Annotated in this window: 27 protein-coding genes; 16 read left to right on the forward strand and 11 right to left on the reverse strand. The window is 59.9% G+C overall.

What is annotated here, in order from left to right; all coding sequences use genetic code 11:
* Positions 1 to 234 precede the first annotated feature (234 nt).
* The 13 genes from ccmA to KO536_RS02820 all read left to right on the forward strand — a co-directional run bounded on the left by ccmA (position 235) and on the right by KO536_RS02820 (position 10763).
* Positions 235 to 816 (forward strand): cytochrome c biogenesis heme-transporting ATPase CcmA, encoded by a 582-nt coding sequence (ccmA, locus tag KO536_RS02760; protein ID WP_374105687.1) that lies wholly within the window; start codon positions 235 to 237, stop codon positions 814 to 816.
* Complete coding sequence (ccmB, locus tag KO536_RS02765; protein ID WP_133076033.1) at positions 813 to 1481, forward strand: heme exporter protein CcmB; 669 nt, start codon at positions 813 to 815, stop codon at positions 1479 to 1481. Before ccmA ends, ccmB begins: the two co-directional genes overlap by 4 nt.
* An 84-nt stretch (positions 1482 to 1565) precedes the next feature.
* Complete coding sequence (locus KO536_RS02770) at positions 1566 to 2324, forward strand: heme ABC transporter permease (RefSeq protein WP_219261020.1); 759 nt, start codon at positions 1566 to 1568, stop codon at positions 2322 to 2324.
* On the forward strand, positions 2321 to 2497 hold the full coding sequence (gene ccmD, locus KO536_RS02775) for a heme exporter protein CcmD (protein ID WP_133076035.1): 177 nt from the start codon (positions 2321 to 2323) through the stop codon (positions 2495 to 2497). The genes KO536_RS02770 and ccmD overlap by 4 nt, the downstream gene beginning before the upstream one ends.
* Positions 2494 to 2955, forward strand: a complete 462-nt coding sequence (ccmE, locus tag KO536_RS02780; RefSeq protein ID WP_133076036.1) for a cytochrome c maturation protein CcmE — start codon at positions 2494 to 2496, stop codon at positions 2953 to 2955. Before ccmD ends, ccmE begins: the two co-directional genes overlap by 4 nt.
* Positions 2955 to 4940: a heme lyase CcmF/NrfE family subunit gene (locus tag KO536_RS02785; protein WP_219261021.1), complete on the forward strand. Its 1986-nt coding sequence runs from the start codon at positions 2955 to 2957 to the stop codon at positions 4938 to 4940. The genes ccmE and KO536_RS02785 overlap by 1 nt, the downstream gene beginning before the upstream one ends.
* Entirely contained in the window at positions 4937 to 5473 is a 537-nt protein-coding gene (locus tag KO536_RS02790) for a DsbE family thiol:disulfide interchange protein (protein WP_133076038.1), read from the forward strand. The genes KO536_RS02785 and KO536_RS02790 overlap by 4 nt, the downstream gene beginning before the upstream one ends.
* Entirely contained in the window at positions 5470 to 5946 is a 477-nt protein-coding gene (locus KO536_RS02795) for a cytochrome c-type biogenesis protein (protein ID WP_219261022.1), read from the forward strand. Before KO536_RS02790 ends, KO536_RS02795 begins: the two co-directional genes overlap by 4 nt.
* Complete coding sequence (gene ccmI / locus KO536_RS02800) at positions 5939 to 7141, forward strand: c-type cytochrome biogenesis protein CcmI (protein WP_219261023.1); 1203 nt, start codon at positions 5939 to 5941, stop codon at positions 7139 to 7141. The genes KO536_RS02795 and ccmI overlap by 8 nt, the downstream gene beginning before the upstream one ends.
* An 87-nt stretch (positions 7142 to 7228) precedes the next feature.
* Complete coding sequence (locus tag KO536_RS02805; protein WP_133076041.1) at positions 7229 to 7624, forward strand: hypothetical protein; 396 nt, start codon at positions 7229 to 7231, stop codon at positions 7622 to 7624.
* 371 nt (positions 7625 to 7995) lie between these two features.
* Positions 7996 to 9663, forward strand: a complete 1668-nt coding sequence (locus KO536_RS02810) for a sodium:solute symporter family protein (protein WP_219261024.1) — start codon at positions 7996 to 7998, stop codon at positions 9661 to 9663.
* Entirely contained in the window at positions 9645 to 9776 is a 132-nt protein-coding gene (locus KO536_RS02815; RefSeq protein ID WP_219261025.1) for a putative transporter small subunit, read from the forward strand. The genes KO536_RS02810 and KO536_RS02815 overlap by 19 nt, the downstream gene beginning before the upstream one ends.
* A 144-nt stretch (positions 9777 to 9920) precedes the next feature.
* Positions 9921 to 10763 carry a PhzF family phenazine biosynthesis protein gene (locus KO536_RS02820; RefSeq protein ID WP_133076043.1) on the forward strand — a complete coding sequence of 281 codons (843 nt, stop codon included), beginning with the start codon at positions 9921 to 9923 and terminating at the stop codon, positions 10761 to 10763.
* Between the two features lie 3 nt (positions 10764 to 10766).
* Here the strand turns inward: KO536_RS02820 and KO536_RS02825 are convergent, their stop codons facing one another.
* The 7 genes from KO536_RS02825 to gcl form a co-directional block, all read right to left on the reverse strand.
* Positions 10767 to 12695 carry a DNA topoisomerase III gene (locus KO536_RS02825; RefSeq protein ID WP_219261026.1) on the reverse strand — a complete coding sequence of 643 codons (1929 nt, stop codon included), beginning with the start codon at positions 12693 to 12695 and terminating at the stop codon, positions 10767 to 10769.
* Positions 12696 to 12925: 230 nt separating this feature from the next.
* Positions 12926 to 13933: a sulfate ABC transporter substrate-binding protein gene (locus KO536_RS02830; RefSeq protein ID WP_133076045.1), complete on the reverse strand. Its 1008-nt coding sequence runs from the start codon at positions 13931 to 13933 to the stop codon at positions 12926 to 12928.
* A 93-nt stretch (positions 13934 to 14026) separates the two neighbouring features.
* Positions 14027 to 14848, reverse strand: coding sequence for an ion transporter (locus tag KO536_RS02835; RefSeq protein WP_133076046.1), 822 nt, complete (start codon positions 14846 to 14848; stop codon positions 14027 to 14029).
* A 39-nt stretch (positions 14849 to 14887) separates the two neighbouring features.
* The gene (locus KO536_RS02840; RefSeq protein ID WP_219261027.1) at positions 14888 to 15787 is read right to left on the reverse strand and encodes an urea transporter; all 900 of its coding nucleotides are present in this window, start codon (positions 15785 to 15787) and stop codon (positions 14888 to 14890) included.
* A gap of 144 nt (positions 15788 to 15931) precedes the next feature.
* Positions 15932 to 16822, reverse strand: a complete 891-nt coding sequence (locus tag KO536_RS02845) for a 2-hydroxy-3-oxopropionate reductase (RefSeq protein WP_219261028.1) — start codon at positions 16820 to 16822, stop codon at positions 15932 to 15934.
* Positions 16823 to 16951: 129 nt separating this feature from the next.
* Positions 16952 to 17734, reverse strand: coding sequence for a hydroxypyruvate isomerase (gene hyi / locus KO536_RS02850; protein ID WP_219261029.1), 783 nt, complete (start codon positions 17732 to 17734; stop codon positions 16952 to 16954).
* A gap of 53 nt (positions 17735 to 17787) precedes the next feature.
* On the reverse strand, positions 17788 to 19563 hold the full coding sequence (gcl, locus tag KO536_RS02855; RefSeq protein WP_219261030.1) for a glyoxylate carboligase: 1776 nt from the start codon (positions 19561 to 19563) through the stop codon (positions 17788 to 17790).
* Between the two features lie 267 nt (positions 19564 to 19830).
* Between gcl and KO536_RS02860 the strand changes: the two genes are divergently transcribed.
* A complete protein-coding gene (locus tag KO536_RS02860; RefSeq protein WP_048360808.1) occupies positions 19831 to 20271 on the forward strand; it encodes a heme-binding protein in 441 nt (146 codons plus the stop codon).
* A 76-nt stretch (positions 20272 to 20347) separates the two neighbouring features.
* Here the strand turns inward: KO536_RS02860 and KO536_RS02865 are convergent, their stop codons facing one another.
* Positions 20348 to 20953 carry a TetR/AcrR family transcriptional regulator gene (locus tag KO536_RS02865; RefSeq protein ID WP_219261031.1) on the reverse strand — a complete coding sequence of 202 codons (606 nt, stop codon included), beginning with the start codon at positions 20951 to 20953 and terminating at the stop codon, positions 20348 to 20350.
* Between the two features lie 132 nt (positions 20954 to 21085).
* Here KO536_RS02865 and KO536_RS02870 point away from each other — a divergent pair, with 132 nt between their 5' ends.
* On the forward strand, positions 21086 to 22027 hold the full coding sequence (locus tag KO536_RS02870) for a DUF808 domain-containing protein (RefSeq protein WP_133076052.1): 942 nt from the start codon (positions 21086 to 21088) through the stop codon (positions 22025 to 22027).
* On the opposite strand, the gene KO536_RS02875 is transcribed toward KO536_RS02870, so the two are convergent.
* Positions 22024 to 23226: an MFS transporter gene (locus KO536_RS02875; protein ID WP_219261032.1), complete on the reverse strand. Its 1203-nt coding sequence runs from the start codon at positions 23224 to 23226 to the stop codon at positions 22024 to 22026. The two genes, KO536_RS02870 and KO536_RS02875, sit on opposite strands and share 4 nt — an antisense overlap.
* A 232-nt stretch (positions 23227 to 23458) precedes the next feature.
* Here KO536_RS02875 and KO536_RS02880 point away from each other — a divergent pair, with 232 nt between their 5' ends.
* Positions 23459 to 24061 (forward strand): TetR/AcrR family transcriptional regulator, encoded by a 603-nt coding sequence (locus tag KO536_RS02880; RefSeq protein ID WP_133076054.1) that lies wholly within the window; start codon positions 23459 to 23461, stop codon positions 24059 to 24061.
* Positions 24062 to 24080: 19 nt separating this feature from the next.
* On the opposite strand, the gene KO536_RS02885 is transcribed toward KO536_RS02880, so the two are convergent.
* Together KO536_RS02885 and KO536_RS02890 are read right to left on the reverse strand one after the other, a co-directional pair.
* A complete protein-coding gene (locus KO536_RS02885; RefSeq protein WP_133076055.1) occupies positions 24081 to 24866 on the reverse strand; it encodes an outer membrane protein OmpK in 786 nt (261 codons plus the stop codon).
* Positions 24867 to 25113: 247 nt separating this feature from the next.
* Positions 25114 to 25899, reverse strand: a complete 786-nt coding sequence (locus tag KO536_RS02890; RefSeq protein ID WP_219261033.1) for an outer membrane protein OmpK — start codon at positions 25897 to 25899, stop codon at positions 25114 to 25116.
* Positions 25900 to 25904: the final 5 nt, after the last annotated feature.

Consider the following 25904-nt stretch of genomic DNA (forward strand, 5'->3'; position numbering starts at 1 on the left):
GTCGAAATTGCCCTCTTTAGCGTAGGACATGGCATGTATAATGCTGCCCCGTCGTTCAGAGGGCATGAAAACATTGCAATTGTTTGATCCAGCTCTCTGAAACCGGCCGCAAATGCATTTATTCTGCATCACTTTAACGGCCGCGCCTGAGCCGACTTGAACCGTGAAGGCCTCAATTACGTGACCAGCCCTCTTTTAGAAGCCGTATCGCTCGCCTGTGAGCGTGACTGGCGGATGTTGTTCGAGAACCTCGAATTGCGTCTGGCCAGCGGTGACATGTTGCAAATCAGCGGCCCCAACGGCAGCGGCAAAACCAGCCTGCTGCGATTGTTGGCGGGCCTGATGCAGCCGACGGCGGGGGAAGTACGCCTCAACGGTCAGGCCTTGAGCAGTCAGCGCCATGAACTGACGACCAACCTGCTGTGGATCGGCCATGCCGCCGGGATCAAGGATTTGCTCACCGCCGAAGAAAACCTGGGCTGGCTCTGTGCGTTGCACCGCCCGGCCACCCGCGAAGCGATCTGGACGGCACTGGCGGCGGTAGGGCTCAAGGGCTTTGAAGATGTGCCGTGCCACACCTTGTCGGCCGGTCAGCAGCGGCGTGTGGCGCTGGCCCGTTTGTATCTGGACAGCCCGCCGTTGTGGATTCTCGACGAGCCCTTTACCGCGCTCGACAAACAAGGCGTGGCGCAACTCGAAGAACACCTGGCCCGCCACTGCGAAAGCGGCGGCATGGTGGTGCTTACCACACACCATACGTTGAGCCGGATGCCGGCCGGTTATCGCAATATCGACCTGGGACAGTGGGCTGTATGAGTGTGTTCGCAACGTTGGTAACGCGTGAGGCGCGCTTGCTGTTTCGCCGTCCGGCCGAGTTGGCCAACCCCCTGGTATTTTTTGCAATTGTGATCGCCATGTTCCCTTTGGCGGTCGGACCCGAGACTCAATTGTTGCAAACCTTGTCTCCGGGGCTGCTGTGGGTCGCGGCGCTTTTAGCGGTTTTGCTCTCGCTGGACGGGCTTTTTCGCAGTGATTTTGAGGACGGATCCCTTGAGCAGTGGGTCCTTTCGTCGCACCCCCTGCCACTACTGGTCTTGGCCAAAGTGCTGGCACACTGGCTGTTCTCCGGCCTGGCGCTGGTCATCCTGTCGCCACTGCTGGCTTTGATGCTGGGGCTGCCGGTAGCCTGCCTGCCGGTGTTGCTGATGTCGTTGCTGCTCGGGACGCCGGTATTGAGCCTGCTCGGGGCCGTGGGGGCTGCACTGACCGTTGGCCTCAAGCGTGGCGGCCTGCTGCTGGCGTTGCTGATTTTGCCTTTATATATCCCGGTGCTGATCCTGGGCAGTGGCGCCTTGCAGGCGGCACTCCAGGGCATGCCCGCAACCGGTTATCTGCTGTGGCTTGGTAGCCTGACCGCCCTGGCAGTAACCCTGACACCCTTTGCTATAGCTGCCGGCCTGAAAATCAGCGTCGGTGAATAATGAGGTCTGGTCCCCGTGGACCAGTAAAGACCCTGGCTGGCATGACACTCGACCTGTCGTGACCGGCACCGTGATGGAAACAGCGTGATGAACTGGACTTGGTTTCACAAACTCGGCTCGCCCAAATGGTTCTATGCCATTAGTGGGCGGCTGTTGCCGTGGTTAAGCATTGCTGCCGTGTTGCTGATCACCTGCGGGGTGGTCTGGGGCCTGGCGTTTGCGCCGCCGGACTACCAGCAGGGCAACAGTTTCCGGATCATTTATATCCATGTTCCGGCCGCCATGCTGGCGCAGTCCTGCTATGTGATGCTGGCGGTGTGCGGTGTGGTGGGCCTGGTCTGGAAGATGAAAATCGCCGACGTGGCGCTGCAGGCTGCCGCGCCCATCGGTGCCTGGATGACCGCCGTGGCGCTGGTCACCGGTGCCGTCTGGGGCAAGCCGACCTGGGGCTCGTGGTGGGTCTGGGATGCGCGCCTGACCTCGATGCTGATCCTGCTGTTTCTGTATTTCGGCCTGATTGCCCTGGGCAATGCCATCACTAACCGCGACAGCGCGGCCAAGGCCTGCGCGGTGTTGGCGATTGTGGGCGTGATCAATATCCCGATCATCAAGTACTCGGTGGAGTGGTGGAACACCCTGCATCAGGGCGCGACCTTCACCCTCACCGAAAAACCGGCCATGCCCATGGAAATGTGGATGCCGCTGCTGCTCACGGTGCTGGGCTTTTATTGCTTCTTTGGCGCAGTGCTGCTGTTGCGCATGCGCCTGGAAGTACTCAAGCGCGAGGCCCGCAGCAGCTGGGTCAAGGCTGAGGTGTTGAAGGCACTGGAGGGCGCGCGATGAGTTTTGCTTCTTTTGGTGACTTCATCGCCATGGGCCATCACGGGGTGTATGTCTGGTCGGCCTACGGCATTTGTCTGGCGGTACTGGCGTTGAACGTGGCGCTGCCGATCATGGCGCGCCGACGTTATTTGCAACAAGAGGCGCGTCGTTTGCGTCGGGAGAATATGAAGTGAATCCGCTGCGTAAAAAACGTTTGATCATCATCCTGGCGATTCTGGTGGGTGTGGGCGCTGCCGTGGCCCTTGCCCTGAGCGCCTTGCAGCAGAACATCAACCTGTTCTATACCCCGACCCAAATCGCCAATGGCGAAGCGCCACTGGACACCCGTATCCGTGCCGGTGGCATGGTTGAAGCCGGATCGCTCAAGCGTTCGGGCGACTCGCTGGACGTACAGTTTGTGGTCACCGATTTCAACAAGTCCGTGACCATCACCTACCGCGGCATCCTCCCGGATCTGTTCCGTGAAGGGCAGGGCATCGTCGCGCTGGGCAAGCTCAATGCCCAGGGCGTGGTAGTGGCCGATGAAGTGCTGGCCAAGCACGACGAAAAATACATGCCGCCTGAAGTCACCAAGGCGTTGAATGAAAGCGGCCTGTCCGCGCCTGTGCCGGCGAGTGAGGGTAAGTACTGATGTCTGGACTCTATATTCCTGAATTGGGCCATCTGGCCATGATTCTGGCGCTGTGCTTTGCCATTGTGCAGGCCATCGTGCCGCTGCTGGGAGCCTGGCGCGGCGACAAATTGTGGATGAGCCTGGCGCAACCCGCCGCTTGGGGGCAGTTTGCCTTCTTGTTGTTCTCGTTCGGCTGCCTGACGTATGCCTTCATGGCCGATGATTTCTCGGTGGCGTACGTGGCGAGCAACTCCAACAGTGCGTTGCCGTGGTACTACAAGTTCAGTGCCGTGTGGGGCGCCCACGAAGGTTCGCTGCTGCTGTGGGCCATGATTCTGGGCGGCTGGACCTTCGCCGTGTCGATCTTCTCGCGGCAATTGCCGCAAGTGATGCTGGCGCGGGTGCTGGCGATCATGGGCATGATCAGCGTGGGCTTCCTGCTGTTTTTGATCCTGACTTCGGATCCTTTCGTACGCTTGCTGCCGCAGATTCCTTCGGACGGTAATGACCTTAACCCGCTGCTGCAGGACATCGGCCTGATTGTTCACCCGCCGATGCTGTACATGGGTTATGTCGGTTTCTCGGTGGCCTTTGCTTTCGCCATTGCCGCCTTGCTGGGCGGCCGACTGGACGCTGCATGGGCGCGCTGGTCCCGCCCGTGGACCATCGTGGCGTGGGCCTTCCTCGGTATCGGCATCACCCTGGGCTCATGGTGGGCGTACTACGAACTTGGCTGGGGCGGCTGGTGGTTCTGGGACCCGGTGGAGAACGCCTCGTTCATGCCGTGGCTGGTGGGCACTGCCCTGATTCACTCGCTGGCCGTGACCGAAAAACGTGGCGTGTTCAAAAGCTGGACCGTGCTGCTGGCCATTGCCGCGTTTTCCCTGAGCCTGCTGGGAACTTTCCTGGTCCGTTCCGGCGTACTGACCTCGGTGCATGCATTCGCCTCCGACCCTGAGCGCGGCGTTTTCATCCTGATCTTCCTGCTGTTTGTGGTGGGCGGCTCGCTGACCCTGTTTGCGTTGCGTGCGCCAGTGGTCAAAAGCCACGTCAGCTTCAAGCTGTGGTCGCGGGAGACCTTGCTGCTGGGCAACAACCTGGTGCTGGTGGTGGCCGCGTCGATGATTCTGCTCGGCACCCTGTACCCGCTGATTGTGGATGCCATCAGCGGCGCCAAGATGTCGGTGGGCCCGCCGTACTTCAACGCCATGTTCATCCCGCTGATGGGGTTGCTGATGGTGGTGATGGCGGTGGGCATGCTGGTGCGCTGGAAAGACACCCCGGTCAAATGGCTGTTGGGCATGCTGACCCCGGTGTTGCTGGGCAGCGCCGCGCTGTCGGCGATTGCCGGCGTGGCTTATGGCGATTTCAACTGGGCCGTGCTGACCACCTTTATGCTGGCGTCCTGGGTGCTGCTGGCCGGGGTGCGCGACATTGGTGACAAAACCCGTCACAAAGGCCTGGTCAAAGGCGTACGCTGCCTGACCCGCAGCTACTGGGGCATGCAGATCGCCCACCTGGGTATCGCCGTGTGCGCCCTGGGTGTGGTGCTGTCGAGCCAGAACAGTGCCGAGCGCGATTTGCGCCTGGCGCCGGGCGAGTCGATGGAGCTGGGCGGTTATCACTTCATCTTTGAAGGTGCCAAGCACTTCCAGGGCCCGAACTTCACGTCGGACAAAGGTACCGTGCGTGTGATCCGTAACGGCAAGGAAGTCAGCGTGCTGCACCCGGAAAAACGCCTGTACACGGTGCAGAACTCGATGATGACCGAGGCCGGGATCGACGCCGGTTTCACCCGTGATCTCTACGTCGCCCTGGGCGAGCCCTTGGGCGATGGCGCCTGGGCGGTGCGGGTGCATGTGAAGCCGTTTGTCCGCTGGATCTGGTTTGGCGGCCTGCTCACAGGTTTGGGTGGATTGCTGGCAGCGATGGACCGTCGCTACCGGGTCAAGGTTAAAAGCCGCGTGCGTGAAGCATTGGGCATGACAGGAGCCACGGCATGAGACGCTGGTTGATGCTGATCCCCCTGGCCGTGTTCTTGGGCATGGCGTGGTTTCTCTACAGAGGCTTGTACCTGGACCCGACCGAGTTGCCGTCGGCGATGATCGACAAGCCGTTCCCGGCATTCAGCCTGCCTGCGGTGGAGGGCGACAAGGTCCTGACCGAGGCCGACCTCAAGGGCAAGCCCGCGCTGGTCAACGTGTGGGCCACCTGGTGCATTTCATGCCGGGTCGAACACCCGATGCTGACCAAGCTGGCCGAGCAGGGCGTGGTGATCTACGGCGTGAACTACAAGGACGTCAACGCGGACGCGAAAAAGTGGCTCAAGGAGTTCCACAACCCGTACCAGCTGGACATCGACGATGCTGATGGCACCCTGGGCCTGAACCTGGGCGTGTACGGCGCGCCCGAGACATTCCTGATCGACAGCAAGGGCATCATTCGCCACAAGTTTGTGGGTGTGATCGACGAAACCGTGTGGCGCGAGCAGCTTGCGGGCAAATATCAGGCACTGGTTGACGAGGCCAAACCATGAAGCGCTGGCTAGCCGCTATGGTGTTCGGGTTGACGTTGACGGGTATGGCCCATGCCGCCATCGACACCTACGAGTTTGCCAGCGACGCCGAGCGCGAGCGTTTTCGCGAACTGACCAAGGAACTGCGCTGCCCCAAGTGCCAGAATCAGGACATTGCCGATTCCAACGCACCGATTGCCACCGACCTGCGCCGCGAGATTTTCCGCATGCTGGGCGAGGGCAAGGACAACCAGCAGATCCTCGATTTCATGGTCGCCCGCTACGGCGATTTCGTGCTCTACAAACCGGCCCTGACCAGCAAGACGGCAGTGCTCTGGTTTGGCCCGCTGGCCTTGCTGGTGGGGGGGCTGGTAGTGATTGGCGTCATCGTGGGGCGCCGTCGTCGCACAGGGCAGACCGAAAGCTCGGACACACTTTCTGTCGAGGAGCGCAAGCGCCTCGACACTTTGCTGGATAAAACCAAAGATGATTGATTTCTGGCTCGCAGCAGGCCTGCTGCTACTCATAGCCCTCAGCTTTTTATTGATCCCGGTATTGCGTGGCCGCCGCGCCCAGCGCGAAGAAGACCGCACCGCATTGAATGTCGCGCTGTACCAGGAGCGTGTCGCCGAGTTGCAGCAGCAGCGCGAAGAGGGCGTGTTGACCCCCGAGCAATTTGAAACCGGCCGCGCCGAAGCGGCCCGCGAATTGCTCGCTGACACCGAAGGCGTTGCGCCGGGTCGGGTTTCCAGCCTGGGCAAGGCCATTCCGTTGCTGGCGGCTGTGCTGGTGCCGGTGCTGGGCTTGGGGCTGTACCTGCACTTTGGTTCCAGCGATAAAGTCGAGCTGACCCGCGAGTTTTCGCAACCGCCGCAATCCCTTGAAGAAATGGTCGCGCGCCTGGAGCGTGCCGCTGCTGCGCAACCGGATTCGGCCGAAGGCCTGTACTTCCTGGGTCGCGCCTATATGGCGCAAAACCGTCCGGCGGAGGCGGCCAAGGTGTTCGAGCGCGCTGCCAACCTGGCCGGGCGTCAGCCTGAGTTGCTGGGCCAGTGGGCGCAGGCGAAGTACTTCGCCGACGACAAAAAGTGGAGTGACACGCTCCAGGCACTGACCGACGAAGCCCTCAAGGCCGACCCGAAAGAAGTCACCAGCCTGGGTCTGCTGGGCATTGCCGCCTTTGAAGAGCGGCGTTTCCAGGAGGCCATTGGCTACTGGCAGCGTTTGATGGATGAGCTGCCCGAAGGCGATGCTTCACGTTCTGCCCTCGAAGGCGGTATCGCCAAAGCCCGCGAGCAGCTGCAGGCCAGCGGCGCCAAGGTGGAGGCGGCGCCGGTGGCCAAGGCGATGGCGTCGATCAAGGTGAGCGTCGATCTGGCGGATGCGGTCAAGGCCAGTGCCTTGCCGGGCGACAGCGTATTCATTTTCGCCCGTGCGGTATCCGGCCCACCGGCACCGCTCGCGGTCAAGCGCGTGACCGTTGCGGACCTGCCGATCACGGTTGAGCTGGGCGATGTCGACGCAATGATGCCGCAATTGAAACTGTCCAACTTTCCTGAAGTCCAACTGATGGCACGCATCTCCCGTGCTGGTCAGCCGACGGCGGGCGAGTGGGTAGGGCGTAGCCAGCCGTTGTCCAGCAGCACTCAAGAGCTGCAACAGCTGACGATCGACAGCCCGGACAAGTAATTTCCTGATTGTGGGAGCGAGCAAGCCCGCTCCCGCAGACAGAGGTTTAGCCGGCACAATAAATAATGACTCACAAGAGAAGTCACCATGGCCGTATTTGCACGCATCACCCTGCTCAGCCTGGTCCTTGGCCTGAGCGCCTGTGCGGTTCATCAGCCTTATGAGCCGACGGCGCCCTCAACGCCGATGCCGCCGCCGACGCCCCAGCCCTCCGGCAAACCGCTGCCGGACATGCCGATCCCGAAGGCGCCGAAACCCTTGCCACGCACCTCGGCCACCTTCGCCCCGCCGCCGGGTGGCCCCAGCCACTGGGATGCGCGCATGGGCGTTTACGTGCTGGACAACCAGACCAACATTTTCTACCGCCAGCGTGCCTACTACCGTTGGGACAACGGCTGGAGCCGTTCGGTGAGCCCCAACGGGCCGTGGGAAGAGACTGACATCAGCGGCGTGCCGCCAGGGTTGAGTCGGCAATTCAAGTAGTGCTCAACGGCGACCTTCGGGTCGCCGTTTTTGTTTGTGGTCGGACGTTGGGTGCCAACCAGCACAATTTGACTCGAATCTGTATACTTCACATCCGTCCGCGTCAGGGCTTTACGCTTCTGATGCAGGACTTATCTCCCGGCACCTGCCGGCCATTGCTGCAAGCACCGGGCTCAACGTGCTAGCGCACGCTTTGCCTTTTGACCTGGGACGCCACTTGCGTTCCGTCACTTGCCAGCCATCACTCTGACAACCCACGGACCTCTGTCCGCTATCGCCTGCCTGTCAGGAATTCCGGGTTGTTGCGCTTGCCGATTCCTGGCCTTTCGTTGCGTCAGTAGCGATTGCGCGCACATAAAAAGGAGAAAGGAATGTTTCAACTTTCCACCCTCACTGTGTTGCTGCTTATGTTTTGTTTCTATGGCCTGACTTTTCTGGTTTCTTTGCGTGTGGGTCGCAAGGAAGAAAATGTCGATGGTTATATGGTTTCCAATAACTCCATCGGTTTTGGCATGTCAGCCGCCAGCATGACGGCCACCTGGATCTGGGCGGCATCGTTTTATGCCGCCGCCACTGCGGGTTACAAATTCGGGATCTCGGGGGCGCTGCACTACGGCTTCTGGGGCGCGCTGATGATTTTGTTCATTTACCCCTTTGGCCGGCGATTTCGGCAACTGGCACCCAAGGCCCACACGCTCGCTGAAATCATGCATGCACGGCACGGGCGCTCCAGCCAGATGATTCTGGCGGGTTCCAATATTGTCGGAAGCCTCATCAGCCTGATGGTCAACTTCACCGCCGCCGGGGCGTTGGTGGCGGTGCTCTCGCCGCTTAGCTTTACCCACGGCGTTCTGATTGCGGGCGTGGGTATTCTCACCTACACCATCTGGTCGGGATTTCGCTCGTCGGTGCTCACAGATTTCGGTCAGCTGTTCGCCATGATCTTCGCTGCCGTGGTGATCATTCCGATTATTTTCTTTCAGCTGGGCGGCCCGGAACTCTTTGCCCAGGGCATGCCGAAGATCACGCCCGAGCAAGCCAGCTTCTATTCCAAAACCGCGATTCTTGAGCAGGGTGCACCGTACTTCGTCGCCGTGCTGGCCTACGCCATCGGTAATCAGACCATCGCCCAGCGCCTGTTTGCCGTGCGCGAGGATTTGATGAAGTCGACCTTTGTCACGGCCACCATCGGTTATGCCTCAATCGTGATCGGGCTTGGCATGCTGGGCTTTATGGCATTGCTGGCCGGTATCGAACCGCTGGACGGCGATCTCAACAACCTGATTCCGCAAATGGCTTCGACCTATTTGCCGCCTTTTGCGGTGGGGCTGTTTTTCATCATGGTGATTGGTTCGCTGTCATCCACTGCCGACTCGGATCTGTCCGCGTTGTCGGCACTGGTCATGACCGACGTGTATGGCAAGAACATCGCCAAGGGCAAGCCAAACCCCAAAACCATGTTGTTTGTGGGGCGCCTGACCATGGTGCTGGCAACGATGCTGGCAATGATTTTCGCCAGCATGAAACTCGACATTCTGACCATGCTGATTTTTGTCGGTGCGCTGTGGGGTGCCATCGTGTTCCCTGTCATCGCCAGCCTGTATTGGGAACGGATTACCAATGCAGCGTTTACCAGTGCGGCGATCGCAGGCTTTGTGATGTTTTTGGTCGCGCGGTTCGAGTTGCTGGAGATGCAGGGTTTGGTGGCGCTGCTTTTCGAATGTTGCGCCTCGATAGGTGGCGGGGTGGTGATCGGACTGATGGCATTCGGCTTCTTGGGTAAGCGCGCCGGGTTTGTGCTGGGTGCGCTGGCCTTTATGGTGTTTGCGCCCTTTGCGTTTGGTTTTTTACGTGATTACCCGGTACTGCTCAGCTCATTGACGGCCTATGGCGTCAGTACGGTGGTGTGTGTGCTGGTGAGTTTGCGTTCCAACCAGACATTTGATTTTGACTGCATCAACGAACGGGTGGTGGCTTTTCACCACAACCCTGAACCTGACACTGAAAACGGAGCCTCCCCATGTCCAGTTTCGCTTTGACTGCTTATGTATTGATCTGGCCGGCCATCGCGGCCGTGGTGATGCTGACACTGTGCGTGAGCCTGTGGCGCGACATGCGCAAGGCCAGGCGTGACGGTACAGATCTGGTTTAACCCGTGTAACAGGGGTTAAGACGAGAAGGCCGCGATCTGCTTGTACAGCCGATCGCGGCTTTTGTGTTTCTGCAGCCGCGACAAAATCGCGCCATTTTTCCCCTGATTGTGTAGGGTGCTACGGGTCGTTATCAGGAGCTGGCCATGAGCCCATTTGAATTCAAGCAAGTTGATGTCTTCAGTACGGTTGCACTCAAGGGCAACCCGGTTGCCGTGGTGTTGAACGCTGACAGCCTGACCGACGGGCAGATGGCCGACTTTGCGCGCTGGACCAATCTCAGTGAAACCACCTTCGTGCTGAAACCGCAAAATCCTGAAGCGGATTACCGCTTGCGCATCTTTACCACTCTGAAAGAACTGCCGTTTGCCGGGCACCCGACGCTGGGCAGTTGTCACGCCTGGCTGGAAGCCGGGGGCACGCCCAAGGGTGAAGAAATCATTCAGGAATGCAGCGCAGGCTTGATCAGAATCCGCCGCGACGCCGGGCAACTGGCCTTTACGGCGCCGCCTCTGTTGCGTACCGGCGCTGTCGAGAGTGAATTGCTGCAACGTATCTGTGGTGGCCTGGGTATCGAGTTGCAGGCGGTGGTGCTGGCGCGTTGGGTCGACAACGGTCCCGGCTGGGTGGCGCTGATGCTGCGCGACCGCGAGCAGGTACTGGCTTTAAACCCTGATTACGCACAATTGATGGGCCTGTCCATCGGGGTGGTCGCGCCCTGGAATGCCGGGCGTGATGGCGATGAGGCGCAGTTTGAAGTGCGTGCGTTCTGTGCCGGTGAAGGCATGCCCGAAGATCCGGTCACTGGCAGCCTGAATGCCGGGCTGGCCCAGTGGTTGATCGGCGACGGTCTGGCCCCGGCGCGCTATGTGGCCAGTCAAGGGACGGCAATGGGGCGAGCAGGGCGCGTAGCCATTGAGCAGATCGGCGACGATATCTGGGTGGGCGGCTCAGCAGTGACCTGTATTTCGGGGCAACTCTCGCTTTAGCATTCATGCCCCCTTGGCTTTCACCGCCCGTTTTGGCTTGGCCTTGCCGGTTGCGGGCTTGCGTTTCTTTTTCCAGGCAGGTGCCGCACCCGCCGGGCTGCTGATGGTCAGCGTCAGGGCGCTGCAACGCTCGATGTGCTTGCTCATCCAGGCCGCCTGCTTGGCGACGAATACGTCGAGGGTCATCTCGCCGCTTTGCACCATGTCCAGTGCCTGTTCCCAGATGGCCGTGGTGCCGGGGTCGGCGATGGCGCGGGGCACGGCGTCGATCAGGCTGAAGGCGGGCGCCGTGGCGGCCAGGGCCTTGCCGTTTTTGATCAGGTAACCGCGGTCCAGCAAGCCCTGGATGATGCCTGCCCGGGTGGCTTCGGTGCCGATGCCGGTGGTGTCCTTGAGTTTTTGCTTGAGCAGTGGGTCTTGCACCAGCTTGGCGACGTTTTTCATCGCCTTGATCAGGTCGCCTTCGGTGAAGGGCTTGGGTGGCTGGGTCCACAGGTCTTTGAGGTTGACCCCGACAATCGCGCAGTCCAGGCCTTCGCGCAATACAGGCAACGGTTGTGGTGCCGGGGCTTCGCGGCCCTTGGCCGGGGCCAGGGCTTCGGGCAGTGCGCGCTTCCAGCCGGGCTCGACGATTTGCTTGCCGACGGCACGCACATTTTGTTCCGCGCAATCGAAGTCGGCCTGGGTGCGGTCGTATTCGTGGTTGGGCAGAAATTGCGCCAGGTAGCGTGCGCGAATCAGCGTATACACGGCGCGGTGTTTGCCGCTCAGGCGTTCGAGGTTTTTGGCAGCCGCCGTGGGGATGATGCCGTGGTGGGCGCTGACCTTGGCATCGTTCCAGGCCCGTGAACGGCGCTGGGGGTCCAGATGCGCGGCCAGTGGCCCCAATGCCGGGTCTGCGTGCTGCAGGGCGCTCAGGATCGACGGTGCTTCGCCGTGCTGGCTTTGTGGCAGGTAGCCACAGTCGCTGCGCGGGTAGGTGATCACTTTGTAGGTTTCGTACAGGGCCTGGGCGACGTCCAGGGTTTCCTGGGCGCCCAGGCCGAGTTTTTTTGAACACACCTCTTGCAGCGTGCCCAGGTCGAACGGCAAGGGTGCCACTTCACGCATGCGCTCGGTGCGCAGCTTGATCACCCGGGCGCTGCTCGCGCTGTTCATTGCGGCGGCGGCCTGCTGTGCATGGGCCTGGTTGAGGCAGCGGTCCTGGTCGTCGCACGTGTCGGGATCCGCGCGCCATTGCGCGGCGAACAACTGCCCGTCGTGTTTGAGTTGCACATCAATGGCCCAGTAGGCCACGGGGATAAAGTCGCTGATGCTGCGGTCACGGTCGACCACCAGGCGCAGCGTCGGGGTTTGCACCCGGCCCACCGGCAACACGCCCTGATAGCCGGACTGGCGACCGAGCAGGGTGAACAGGCGGCTCATGTTCATGCCGATCAACCAGTCGGCCCGTGAGCGTCCCAGTGCCGAGTGGTAGAGGTTGAAGGTTTCGGCCCCCGGTTTGAGTGCGGCCAGGGCCTTGCGAATGGAGGCGTCGTCCAGGGCTGACAGCCACAGGCGCTGGATCGGGCCGCGATAGCGGCAGTGCTCGACCAGCTCGCGGGCGATCATCTCGCCTTCACGGTCGGCGTCGGTGGCGATCACCAGTTCGCTGGCTTCCCCGAGCAGGCGCTTGACGGCCTTGAACTGGCTGGCGGTCTTGGGCTTGACGCGCATTTTCCATTTTTCGGGAACGATCGGCAGGTCGGCCAGTACCCAGCGCTTGTAGCGCTCGTCGTAGGCGTCGGGCGGGGCGGTTTCGAGCAGGTGGCCGATGCACCAGGTGACGGTGGCAGCGGGGCCGATCCAGCAGCCATCACCGCGTCGGCTGGCACCGAGTACGGCGGCGATATCTTTGGCCTGGGAGGGTTTTTCACACAAAAACAACCGCATCGCTCAACTCATTCAGGGTGCGCAGAAGACGCACAGCATGGGCAGAGACGGGCGCGAGGGCAAGTGTTTTTACTGGTTTTTTGTACAGCTATTGCGGGGAGGGTAATGCTCTTCCCGTAGTCGCTGCCAAGGAACGAAGGCTGCGAGCTTTTAACTTGCAGCGACGGGAGTCATGAGCTCGCAGCCTTCGTTCCTCGGCAGCGACTACGGCGCTGTCGAGGTTGGTGGGATTATTGACCGTTATAGATCTGGTCGAACACGCCACCGTCGTTGAAGTACTTTTTCTGCACGTCGCGCCAGTCACCGAAGGTTTTCTCAACCGACAGGAAGTCGACTTTCGGGAAGCGGTCGTTGTATTTGGCCAGTACTGCCTTGTCACGTGGACGCAGGTAGTTGTTGGCGGCGATTTCCTGGCCTTCAGGGGACCACAGGTACTTCAGATAGGCGTCAGCGGTTGCGCGGGTGCCTTTTTTGTCGACCACTTTGTCAACCACGCTCACTGGCGGCTCGGCTTCTGCCGATACGCTCGGGTAGATCACTTCGAACTGGTCGCGGCCAAATTCACGGGCAATCATTTCAGCTTCGTTTTCGAAGGTCACCAGCACGTCGCCGATCTGGTTGGTCATGAAGGTGGTGGTGGCTGCACGGCCGCCGGTGTCGAGTACCGGCGCTTGCTTGAACAGCTTGGCGACAAAGTCTTTGGCCTTGGTTTCGTCACCGCCGTTTTTCAGCACATAACCCCAGGCCGAGAGGAAGGTGTAGCGGCCGTTGCCCGAAGTTTTCGGGTTGGGCACGATCACCTGTACGCCGTCCTTGAGCAGGTCAGGCCAGTCGTTCAGGGCTTTCGGGTTGCCTTTGCGCACGATAAACACAGTGGCCGAGGTGAACGGCGCGCTGTTGTCGGGCAGGCGTGTGACCCAGTTTTGCGGGACCAACTGGCCGTTGTCGGCCAGGGCGTTGATGTCGGTGGCCATGTTCATGGTGATCACGTCAGCCGGCAGGCCGTCGATGACTGAGCGGGCCTGTTTGCTGGAGCCGCCGAAGGACATTTGTATGTTGAGCTTTTCGCCGTTGTGCTCTTGTGCCCAGTGCTTCTGGAAGGCCGCGTTGTAGTCCTTGTAGAAGTCACGCATCACGTCGTAGGACACGTTCAGCAACGGCGGAGGAGTCGCTGCGTGAGCGACGCTGCCGAGGGCCAGGCCTACGGCCAGAATTGAAGCACTAAAGAGTTTTTTCACTGCGAATTCCTTGTTATGGAGAGCAATAAGGGCAATTTGCCAGCAACTATAGCGGCTGACGCATAGTCCTTAAAAGATTAAAAAGTGCTGTGGTTATGCATTTTTAGCAAAGAGTGCATTGCCGCAACGGGAACAAAAAGAAGCCGATTGTTCGTGGGTGTTTTTCTTGCAGGTGGGGCAGTCGTGCTTGAGCTGTTCGCCGCGCATGGCATTGGCCAGCTCGGCGGTGAAGATGCCGGTGGGCACGGCAATGATCGAGTAGCCGGTGATCATTACCATGGCCGAGATCACTTGGCCCAGCACGGTCTTGGGCACGATGTCGCCAAAGCCCACGGTCGTCAGGGTGACGATGGCCCAGTAAATGCTCACCGGGATGCTGGTAAAGCCGTTTTCCGGGCCTTCGACCACGTACATCAGGCTGCCGAACACCGTGACCAGGGTCGAGACACTGACCAGGAACACGATGATTTTCTGCTTGCTGCCGCGCAGGGCCGCGAGCAGGTAGTTAGCCTGGCTCAGGTAGGGTCGCAGTTTGAGGATGCGAAAAATGCGCAGCATGCGGATGATGCGGATAATCAGCAGGTACTGCGCGTCGCTGTAATAGATCGCCAGGATCCCCGGCACGATGGCCAGCAAATCCACCAGCCCGTAGAAGCTGAAGGCGTAACGCAGCGGTTTGGGGGAGCAATACAGGCGCAGGCCGTACTCGATGGCAAAGACAAAGGTAAAGCCCCATTCGATATAGGCCAGCATGTTGGCGTAGTCGCGGTGAATGCTGTTGATGCTGTCGAGCACCACCACCACCAGGCTGCACATGATGATCAGCAGCAGTGCGGTGTCAAAGCGCCGTCCTGCGGGTGTGTCGGCCTGGAAGACCATGATGTACAGGCGCTGGCGCCAATCCTTGTTGTCCATGCAGGTTGCTCGATGCCCAAATGTCAGAAGGTTCGAGTATTAACGCTCAATGCGCAACCTGCATTGTTCTTCGGCATCGGGTGCCTGGGGACTGAGTATCCGTACGCTGGCATGTACCAGCCAGCAACTGAGAATAAACGGCGCCGTTAATGGCGCAAGCCCCAGGGCGATAAACCCGGGTGTAAGCAACAGGGTGACGAGGATGCCGACTAATGGAAGCCACGGCCGACGTCGCTGCTGGCTCAGGGCCAATGCGGCGAGTACCGGGTTGTAGCCTGCCAGCCCGTCCAGTGCGGCGGCCGTGTCCTGTTGATACAGCCCAAATGCCAGGCCCGCCAGCGAACCCGTAATGGCCCATAGCGCCGCCCGATGACTGCTCAGGCACAGGCCGAGCACAATCAGCAGCCCGGCAACGGGGTGCTGTAGCAGCATCACTTGGGCCACGCCTTTGAACACGGCCTGTACCAGCGTCAGGCTGTTGACGGCCTGATCGGGGTTCAGGGCAGGGGCAGGGGTGTTGTTCAGGTGCAGCAAGATCCAGCCAAGTACCACAAACGGCGCGGTATAGGCCAACAGGCTTTGCCCGTGGGCGGCGCGTTTTAGCCACTGGTGGACGAGCATCGTGCTCAATCCTGCACTGGCAATAATCAGCAGGGGCAACAGGGCGGACCACTCCAGTTGGTGGCTTAACAGCAACCCCAGCAAGATGCCGTTGTAACTGTAGAGCCCGGCCTGGCGTTCGGCTTTGGGGTAGTCGCGACGTTGTGCGGTCAAGAGCCCCGCAACACCGCCCAGCAAGGCGCCACCGAGCAGGGTGGGAGCACTGAGCAGAATCGCCAGCAGGCACATCACTCCGCACAGCGGATGGCGCTGGAGGAAGATTTGGCTGAAACCGGCGCACAGGGCAGTCGCCCAGTCGGGGCAGGGGTGTGAACTCATGATTGTTACCTGGTAGTCGCTGCCGAGGCACGAAGGCTGCGAGCTCTTGATTGGCTCCCTGCATGATCAAGAACTCGCAGCCTTCGTGCCTCGGCAGCGACTACAGGTAGTGCGGTCTCCCCAAAAAAGGGCAGACCGGCGGGGTTACTTGTCGCGAATCGAGAAGTTGGCCATGTGTTCCAGGCCTTTGATCAGCGCCGAGTGGTCCCAGTTGCTGCCACCGATGGCGGCGCAGGTGCTGAACACTTGTTGGGCGTTGGCGGTGTTGGGCAGGTTGATCCCCAGTTCGCGGGCGCCCGCCAGGGCCAGGTTGAGGTCCTTCTGGTGCAGGCTGATGCGGAAACCCGGATCGAAGGTGCCCTTGATCATGCGCTCGCCGTGGACTTCAAGGATTTTTGACGAAGCAAACCCACCCATCAGGGCTTCGCGAACCTTGGCCGGGTCAGCACCGTTCCTGGCGGCAAACACCAACGCTTCAGCCACTGCCTGAATGTTCAGGGCAACGATGATCTGGTTGGCCACCTTGGCGGTCTGACCGTCGCCGTTGCCGCCGACCAGGGTGATGTTTTTGCCCATGCTCTGGAGCAGGGGAAGGGCGCGGGCGAAGGTTTTTTCGTCGCCGCCGACCATGATGCTCAAGCTGCCAGCCTTGGCGCCCACTTCACCGCCAGACACTGGGGCGTCCAGGTACTGCGCGCCCTTGGCGTTGATTTTTTCAGCGAAGGCTTTGGTTGCCGTCGGCGAGATCGAACTCATGTCGATCACCACCTTGTTCGGGCTCAGGCCTGCGGCGATGCCGTCTTCACGGAACAGCACGTCTTCGACCTGAGGGGTGTCCGGCACCATGACAATAATGAATTCGGCTTCCTGGGCCACTTCTCGCGGACTGGCCAGGGCGATTGCGCCTGCGGCGACCAGATCGGCCGGTGCGGCGCCGTGATGGGTCGACAGAAACAGGCTATGCCCGGCCTTTTGCAGGTTGCTGGCCATAGGCGAACCCATGATGCCTGTGCCGATAAATCCGATTTTAGCCATGACAAATCCTCTTATTTTATAGGGTCTTTGTAGTCGCTGCCGCAGGCTGCGATAAGGCCCGCAGGGCCTTCAAGGGGGACTGCTGCGCAGTCCATCGCAGCCTTCGGCAGCGGCTACAGTGTTTTGTGGTTACACCGCGTTATGGGTCTTGAGCCACACCAGACCGGCTTCGGTGCTGGTCAGTGGCTTGTATTCGCAACCCACCCAGCCCTGATAGCCAATGCGGTCCAGGTGATCGAACAGGAAGCGGTAGTTGATTTCGCCAGTGCCCGGCTCATGGCGGCCCGGGTTATCGGCCAGCTGGATATGGTTGATGTGCCCCAGGTGCGTTTGCATGGTGCGGGCCAGATCGCCCTCCATGATTTGCATGTGGTAGATGTCGTATTGCAGGAACAGGTTGGTGCTGCCGACCTTTTCCTGAATGGCCAGGGCCTGTTTCGTGTTGTTCAGGTAAAAGCCCGGAATGTCGAGGGTGTTGATCGACTCCATGACCAGCTTGATACCCGCCGCCTGAAGCTTGTCGGCCGCGTATTTGAGGTTGGTGACGAAGGTTTTTTCGATCAGCGCTTCGTCTGCGCCTTGTGGGCGAATCCCCGCCAGGCAGTTGATCTGGTCGTTACCCAGTACCTGGGCGTAAGCAATGGCCAGGTCAACCCCGGCACGGAACTCATCCACCCGATCCGGATGGCAGGCGATCCCGCGCTCACCCTTGGCCCAGTCACCGGCCGGCAGGTTGAACAGCACTTGGGTCAGCTTGTTGGCATCGAGTTGCGCCTTGATCTCGGCAGAGCTGTAGTCGTAAGGGAACAGGTATTCAACGCCATGAAAACCAGCGTTGGCAGCCGCTTGAAAACGGACAAGGAAATCCTGTTCGGTGAACAGCATGGACAGGTTGGCGGCAAAACGCGGCATGGTGAACTCCTGCAAATAGGTGGCCCCTCTCCTTTAAAGAGAGGGGCAGTCAATTAATCCAGCATCGAAATGGCGGTCGGTGCATCGTTGCCCACCAGCGCCAGGTCTTCAAATTCGTTCACGGCGTTGATTTCGGTGCCCATCGAGATATTGGTCACGCGCTCCAGGATGATTTCCACCATCACGGGTACGCGGAACTCCTTGATCAGCTCCTGGGCCTTGCGCAGTGCAGGCTGGATTTCACTCGGTTCGAACACACGCAAGGCCTTGCAGCCCAGGCCTTGAACGACGGCAACGTGGTCAACGCCATAGCCGTTGAGTTCGGGTGCGTTGAGGTTGTCGAAAGCCAACTGAACGCAGTAGTCCATTTCAAACCCGCGTTGTGCCTGACGAATCAGCCCAAGGTAGGAGTTGTTCACCACGACGTGGATATACGGCAGGTTGAACTGTGCGCCCACGGCCAGTTCTTCGATCATGAACTGGAAGTCATAGTCGCCGGACAGCGCCACGACATTACGGTCGGGGTCGGCCTTGACCACGCCCAGCGCCGCAGGAATGGTCCAGCCCAGAGGGCCGGCCTGACCGCAGTTGATCCAGTGACGCGGTTTGTAAACGTGCAGGAACTGCGCACCGGCAATCTGCGACAAACCGATGGTGCTGACGTAGCACGTGTCTTTGCCGAACACCTGGTTCATCTCTTCGTACACGCGCTGGGGTTTGACCGGCACGTTGTCGAAGTGAGTCTTGCGGTGCAGCGTGGCCTTGCGTTGCTGGCAGTCTTGCAGCCAGGCGCTGCGGTTTTTCAGCTTGCCGGCGACCTTCCATTCGCGGGCCACTTCAAGGAATACCTTGAGCGCGGAACCTGCGTCGGAAACGATGCCCAGATCCGGGTTGAACACGCGGCCGATCTGGGTTGGCTCGATATCAACGTGTATGAACTTGCGACCCTCGGTGTAAACGTCGACCGAACCGGTATGACGGTTGGCCCAACGGTTGCCGATGCCCAGTACCACGTCGGACTTGAGCAGGGTGGCGTTGCCGTAGCGGTGGGATGTCTGCAGGCCGACCATGCCCACCATCAGCGGGTGATCGTCGGCAATCGTGCCCCAGCCCATCAGGGTCGGGATGACCGGGATGCCGGTCAACTCGGCGAATTCCACCAGCAACTCGCTGGCGTCGGCGTTGATGACGCCCCCGCCACTGACCAGCAGCGGGCGTTCGGCCTGATCGAGCAGGGCCAGGACTTTTTCAGCCTGCAATCGGGTCGCCGATGGCTTGGCCAATGGCAGCGGTTCGTAGGCATCGATGTCGAATTCGATCTCGGCCATTTGTACATCGAACGGCAGGTCGATCAGCACCGGGCCGGGACGCCCGGAGCGCATTTCGTAAAAGGCTTTCTGGAAGGCGTAAGGCACCTGGCCAGGCTCCATCACGGTGGTCGACCACTTGGTGACGGGTTTGACGATGGTGGTGATATCGACTGCCTGGAAGTCTTCTTTATGCATCCGCGCCCGTGGTGCCTGGCCGGTGATGCACAGAATCGGGATCGAGTCGGCCGAAGCGCTGTACAGGCCCGTCACCATGTCGGTGCCTGCCGGGCCCGAAGTGCCGATGCACACGCCGATATTGCCGGCCTTGGTACGGGTGTAGCCCTCGGCCATGTGCGAGGCGCCTTCCACGTGGCGAGCAAGGACGTGATCGATGCCACCGACCTTTTGCAGGGCCGAGTACAACGGGTTGATTGCGGCACCCGGGATACCGAACGCGGTATCGACACCTTCGCGACGCATCACCAGAACGGCGGCTTCGATTGCTCTCATTTTGCTCATTGTTTTGTGCCTCTTACGTTTTGTAATTGTATACAAGTGGCTGTTGAGCGAGTGTATTCATCCTCCGCGGTGCAGGTCAATGGCTTTTGTTGAATCTGTGACTGATGAGTCCCAGTCCCTGTATTCAGGCACTGCCGGTATTTTTTAAATGAATGGCTCATTAAAATTGTATACAAAACAATTTTATATTGTGTTCTATTGTCTGCATTGAATGCGCCTTGAAACGGCGCGCGAAAGGCTTTCCATAACAAGATAAGGACGGCAACCATGAGTGCTTTAACCTTGAAAGTCGCTTTAGACCTTACTGCTCAGGCCTTGAGCACGGGGCGCCAGATCAGCGCGGCACCGTTAACGGTGGCGGTGCTCGACAGTGGCGGACATCTGTTGGCGCTGCAGCGCGAGGATGGCGCCAGCCTGTTGCGTCCCAGCATCGCGATTGGCAAAGCCTGGGGCGCGATTGCCCTGGGCAAGGGTTCGCGTTTGCTGGCGCTGGACGCACAGCAGCGCCCGGCGTTTTATGCCGCCCTTAACGGGATGGGGCAGAGCGACGTCGTACCGGCGCCTGGTGGGGTGTTGATCCGTGATCAATCGGGGCAAGTGGTCGGCGCGATCGGCATCAGCGGCGACACCTCGGATATCGACGAGCAGTGCGCGATCAGTGCAGTGGAAGCGCTGGGCTTGCGGGCGGATGCGGGGGTGGTGGTCTAAACGCAGAGACCGTATTGAGGCGGGGCGGGCCTTGTGGGAGCGAGCAAGCCCGCTCCCACAGGTTTCTAAGAGGGGCTCAGTCTGGAGTACAACCCTTGAGCACCAGCCGGATGATGGTCTGGGTCGCGGCTTCGTAGTCGCTGTCTTCGAGTTTGGCCTTGCCGGTGATGGCGGTGATCTGCCAGTCAAAATCGGCGTAGGTCTGGGTCGCCGCCCAGATGCTGAACATCAGGTGATGGGGGTCGATCGGGGCTATCTGGCCACGGTCGATCCAGATCTGGATGCAGTCGATGTTGTGCTTGGCCTGGACGTTGAGCTGTTCGACCTGTTTTTCGCTCAGGTGCGGGGCGCCGTGCATGATCTCGCTGGCAAACACCTTGGAGGCAAACGGCAAGTCGCGGGAAATGAGGATTTTTGAGCGGATGTAATTGCTCAGCACTTCGTTCGGTTCGCCATCGGCATTGAACGGTGTCGAAGCCCGCAGAATCGGGTCGATAATGCTCTCAAGTACCTCGCGATAGAGGTTTTCCTTGGATTTGAAGTAGTAGTAGACGTTGGGCTTGGGCACGCCTGCCTTGGCCGCGATGTCGCTGGTTTTGCTGGCGGCGAAACCCTTGTCAGCGAACTCTTCGCTGGCGGCACGCAAAATCAGTTCTTTATTACGCTCGCGGATACTGCTCATAAACCCGATATGTCCTTGCCTTCTGGGGCGGTCGGGCATGGTAGCACCGGGCTTGCAAGTGGCTCAAGATTGCAGCTTTCGGGCTGTCACGCGCTATGCTTGTGGCCATTCAATCCCAAAGGACGTTTTTCTATGGCTGGCAGTAGCTTGCTGATGTTGCTCGACGATATTGCCGCCGTGCTCGATGACGTCGCACTGATGACTAAAGTGGCCGCCAAAAAAACCGCCGGAGTGCTGGGCGACGATCTGGCACTCAACGCCCAGCAGGTCTCGGGCGTGCGGGCCGACCGGGAGTTGCCGGTGGTGTGGGCCGTGGCCAAGGGCTCGTTTCGCAATAAGCTGATCCTGGTGCCTGCAGCACTGGCCATCAGCGCATTTGCGCCGTGGGCGGTGACACCGTTGTTGATGGTGGGCGGTGCATATCTGTGTTTTGAGGGTTTTGAGAAGGTTGCCCATAGCCTCACACACAGCAAGGCTGACGCCCAAAACCAGCGCCAGGCATTGCAAGAGTCGCTGGCCGGCGCTGAAGTCGACCTGGCGGCGTTTGAAAAGGACAAGGTCAAGGGCGCAGTGCGCACGGACTTCATTCTGTCGGCCGAAATCATTGCCATCACCCTGGGAATCGTCTCCGAGTCACCGCTGATGCAGCAAGTGGTGGTGTTGTCGGGGATCGCGATTGTGATGACGATCGGCGTCTATGGCGTGGTGGGCGGTATCGTCAAGCTCGACGATGGTGGCTTGTACTTGAGCAAAAAAACCGGCGACGGTGCATGGCCGCGGTTCCAGCGCAGTTTTGGCCGCGGCGTGTTGAGCGCTGCGCCTTACATGATGAAAAGCCTGACAGTGATCGGCACGGCGGCGATGTTTATGGTCGGCGGCGGCATCCTGACCCATGGCGTGCCGGCGCTGCATCACTGGGTTGAAGGCGTGGCGCAAGGCAGCGCGCAATGGCTGGGCGTGGTCTCGGCAATCGTGCCGACCTTGCTCAACGCCGTGGCCGGCATTATTGCCGGCGCAGTGGTGCTGGCGGTGGTGTCTGGTGTGAGCAAGGTCTGGCGCACGGTCAAAGGCTAGGCCGCTATGGCGCGGGGTACGGTGCTGTCCTGCAGCAGGCGGTAGCCGAGCACGGCGAACAGCACCATCACGCCACCGGCAGCCAGGGACACGGTAAAGCCCGCCTGGGCGCCGTAAGCGTCCACCACCCAGCCACCCAGGACGGCGCCAAGGGCAACCCCCATGCCCAGGCCGGTAATCATCCAGGTCAGGCCCTCGGTCAGTTTGGCGGGCGGTACGATGTTTTCCACCAGGCCCATGGCGGTGATCAGGGTTGGCGCAAAAAACAGCCCGGCGACCAGCATCCCCACGGCCAGCGTGGCGACGCTGTCGACCCACATCAGTGGCACCATCGTGACCGATGTGGCCAGTGCCCCCAGCACAAACAGTTTGGGCAGCGGCATGTTCAGTTTGAGCGTGCCGAAGATCAGCCCGGCGACACAGGAACCGAAGGCGTACATCGACAGTACGATGCTGGCAGCCGCAGGCTGGCCCTGTTGCTGGGCAAAGGCCACGCTGACCACGTCCACTGTGCCCACAATCGTCCCCAGCCCAAGCAAGGCCAGCAGCAGGATCACCACGGCGCCCTGGCGCAGTACGCTGCCACTGTGTTCGTTGCTGCGCGGATGTACCGGCGGTTCGGTTTTGCGTTGCAGCACAAACACGCTGACGCCAATGGCCAGCAGGATGGCTGCCGCCAGTGGCCCGGCCTGGGGGAACAGGGCGACGCTCAGGCCTACGGAAATCGGCGGGCCGATAATGAAGCTGACCTCATCGAGTACCGACTCGAATGAAAACGCGGTGTGCAATTTGGGCGAGCCGCGGTACAGCTCGGTCCAGCGTGCCCGGACCATCGCCGACATGCTGGGCATGCAGCCCGACAGTGCGGCGAACACAAACAGCGTCCAGTCCGGCGCGCCAAAGTGGCTGCACAGCAGCAGGGCCAGCAGGCCGCTGACGCCAATGGCGGTGACGCCTGGCAGGATACGGCTCTGGCCGTAGCGGTCGACCCAGCGTGAGATCTGCGGTGCCAGCAGGGCAGTGGCCAGGGCAAAGGTGGCGGCCACGCCACCGGCCAGCCAATAGGAGCCCTGCAACTGTGCAAGCATGGTGATGATACCGATGCCGACCATGGATATCGGCATCCGTGCGATCAGGCCCGCGCCGCTGAAAGCCTTGGTGCCGGGGGCGCTGAAAATCTCGCGATAAGGGTTAGCCATACAAGCTCCGGAACATTGGGTGGACACACTTTGATTCTGTAGTCGCTGCCGCAGGCTGCGAAGGGTTGCTCTGCAACCCGTTTTCCAAAACGCTCCGCGGCTCCCTTCGCAGCCTGCGGCAGCGACTACATATTTTCGTGAATGCTACATACGCGGCGTATGTAGAAATATACGCATACATGGCGTATGTCAATTAACATACGTCGTGTATCCAAAATTAAAGGTGGCAGGCATGGCGCCCAAAGCGCGGTCGCAAATGATCGAAGAAACCCGTGGCAAGCTGCTTGAAGCTGCACGGCTGGCCTTTGGTTCAGTGGGCTACGCCCAGACCTCGATGGATGAGTTGACGGCTTCGGTGGGCTTGACGCGCGGGGCGCTGTATCACCATTTCGGTGACAAGAAGGGTTTGTTTCAGGCGGTGGCCCAGCAAATCGATGCCGAGCTGGATGCGCAACTGGCTCAGGTGCTTGAGCAAGCCGACAGCCAGTGGCAAGGGTTTCAGGATCAGTGCCGGCTGTATCTGGAGATGGCTCTGCAAATCGAAGTGCAGCGTATTTTGTTGCGGGATGCGCCTTCGGTGCTGGGCTCGCAATACGTGCAGAACACTCAGTCAGTGTGCTGTCTGTCGATGGCGGCGATGCTGCAGGGCTTGATGGATACACACGTGATTCAACGCACCGACCCCGAGGCGTTGGCGCGCCTGATTCAGGGCGGCTTGATGGATGCGTCGTTCTGGATTGCCGAGGCCGACAACCCGCCGCAGCGTCTGGCGGCTGCGCTGGACAGCCTGGACCTGATGCTGCGGGGTTTGTTGCAGGTGCCCCAGGCGCGATAAGGCGCCCGGGGCTCGCGCATCAGAAGTGGTACTTGACCAGCAGGCTCGCAGTGTCCTGGTTGGTTTTGAATGAACCGCTGTCTTCGATGCCGTACTTGTTTTTCCAGTAGTCGTATTCAACGCCGACGTACAACTGCTTGGCGCCCCAGCTCAATGCCTTGCCCAGGTCATATTTGATCTGCGGGTTGAAGTGCAGGTTGGCGTGGTAGGTGCCGCGTGAGTTCTGGTCGTTGTCCACCACCCAGTCCATGTAGCCGTCGATCAGCACATCGGAATTGCCCAGGGGCAGGGTGTAGGACCACACCGGGGTGATCTGCCAGACGCCTTTGCCAGCACGGTTGCCTTCAGGGAAGCGCTGGTAGAAGTTCAACTGGAAGTAGTCAAAGCCCGGCACGTTCAGGTCGAAACCCGGGCCGATCAGGTAGGCCTCGGTGTCGCCTTCGCCAAACTCGTAAGTCATGGCCAGCAGCACGTCTTTGATCGGGCCAAATTCAAACTTCTGGTCGAAGATTTTGCCGAACGACAAACGAGGCGTGAACTCGCCGTAATAGGTGTTCGGGCCAACGTTACCGTCTTCTTTGCCGTTGTAGAAAATACGGTCGAGGAAGAAGAAGTTATCGCCGTACTTCCAGCTGTCAGCATGCTCGAAGGTGAGGGTTTGCTGAATCTTCGGATTGACCTGGAAGTCCTTGCCATACAAGTAAGTCAGGCTGTTGGTTTGCCATTGCAGCAGGTCGCCGGCGACTGCCGGAGCCCCGCCCAACATGCTCCCCGCAAGCATCAGGCTGGTAAGAGTGCGCTTCATTCGGTTAGCTCCAAAAAAGTAAAAAGTCGTGCAGTAGTGAGAACGTGGCGCTCTGTATTGGCGCCTTGGTCCGTGCTTTAAAACAGTCAGTAAGCCTTTGATTTAAAGGTTTAAAGTTGCCTCTTGAGTCAACTTTAAATATTACTGGCGTTCGAGCGGGCGCGGAGAATACTGGCTCAGGCGTTTGCACTCAAGCGCTCTGTTATCACCCTGGGTGAGGGACAACAGAGCGTGCACTGTCTTTAACTTAAAAGTGGACTTTGATCAGGGCGCTGGCGGTGTTCTGGTTGGTGTCCAGGCGGCTGCTGCTTTCGATGCCGTACTTGTCCTTCCAGTAGCTGTATTCAATACCGACATACAGCTGTTTTTCACCCAGGTTCAGGGCCTTGCCCAGGTCATATTTGATCTGGGGGTTGAAGTGCAGGTTGGCGTGATAGGTGCCGCGTGAGTTCTGGTCATTGTCCACCACCCAGTCCATGTAGCCGTCGATCAGCAGGTTGGAACGGCCCATGGGGATGGTGTAGGAAAACGACGGGGTGATCTGCCAAACCCCGGTACCAGGGCGCGGCCCTTCGGTATGACGACGATAGAAATTAAGGGTGAAGTAGTTAAAGCCCGGCACCGCCAGATCAAAGCCGGGGCCGATCAGATACGCCTCGCTGTCGCCTTCGCCGTACTCATAGGTCATGGCCAGCAGCACGTCCTTGATCGGGCCGTACTCAAGCGTGCGGTCGAAGATCTTGCCGAACGACAGGCGTGGGCTGAACTCGCCGTAGTAGGTGTGCGGGCCTTTGTTGGGGTCATCCTTGCCGTTGTAGAAAATGCGGTCGACAAACAGGAAGTTGTCGCCGTATTTCCATTTGTCGGCATGTTCGAAAGTGACGGTTTGCTGGATCGAAGGGTTGATCGCGAAATTCTTGCCGTACAGGTAAGCCAGGCTGTTGGTTTGCCACAGAAACAGATCACCGGCCATTGCCTGGCTGGCAGCCAGAAACCCACCCGCGAGCGTGACGCCCCAGTGTTTGCAGTTCATGGATA

Source organism: Pseudomonas sp. NKUCC02_KPG (assembly GCF_019345465.1).
Taxonomy (GTDB): domain Bacteria; phylum Pseudomonadota; class Gammaproteobacteria; order Pseudomonadales; family Pseudomonadaceae; genus Aquipseudomonas.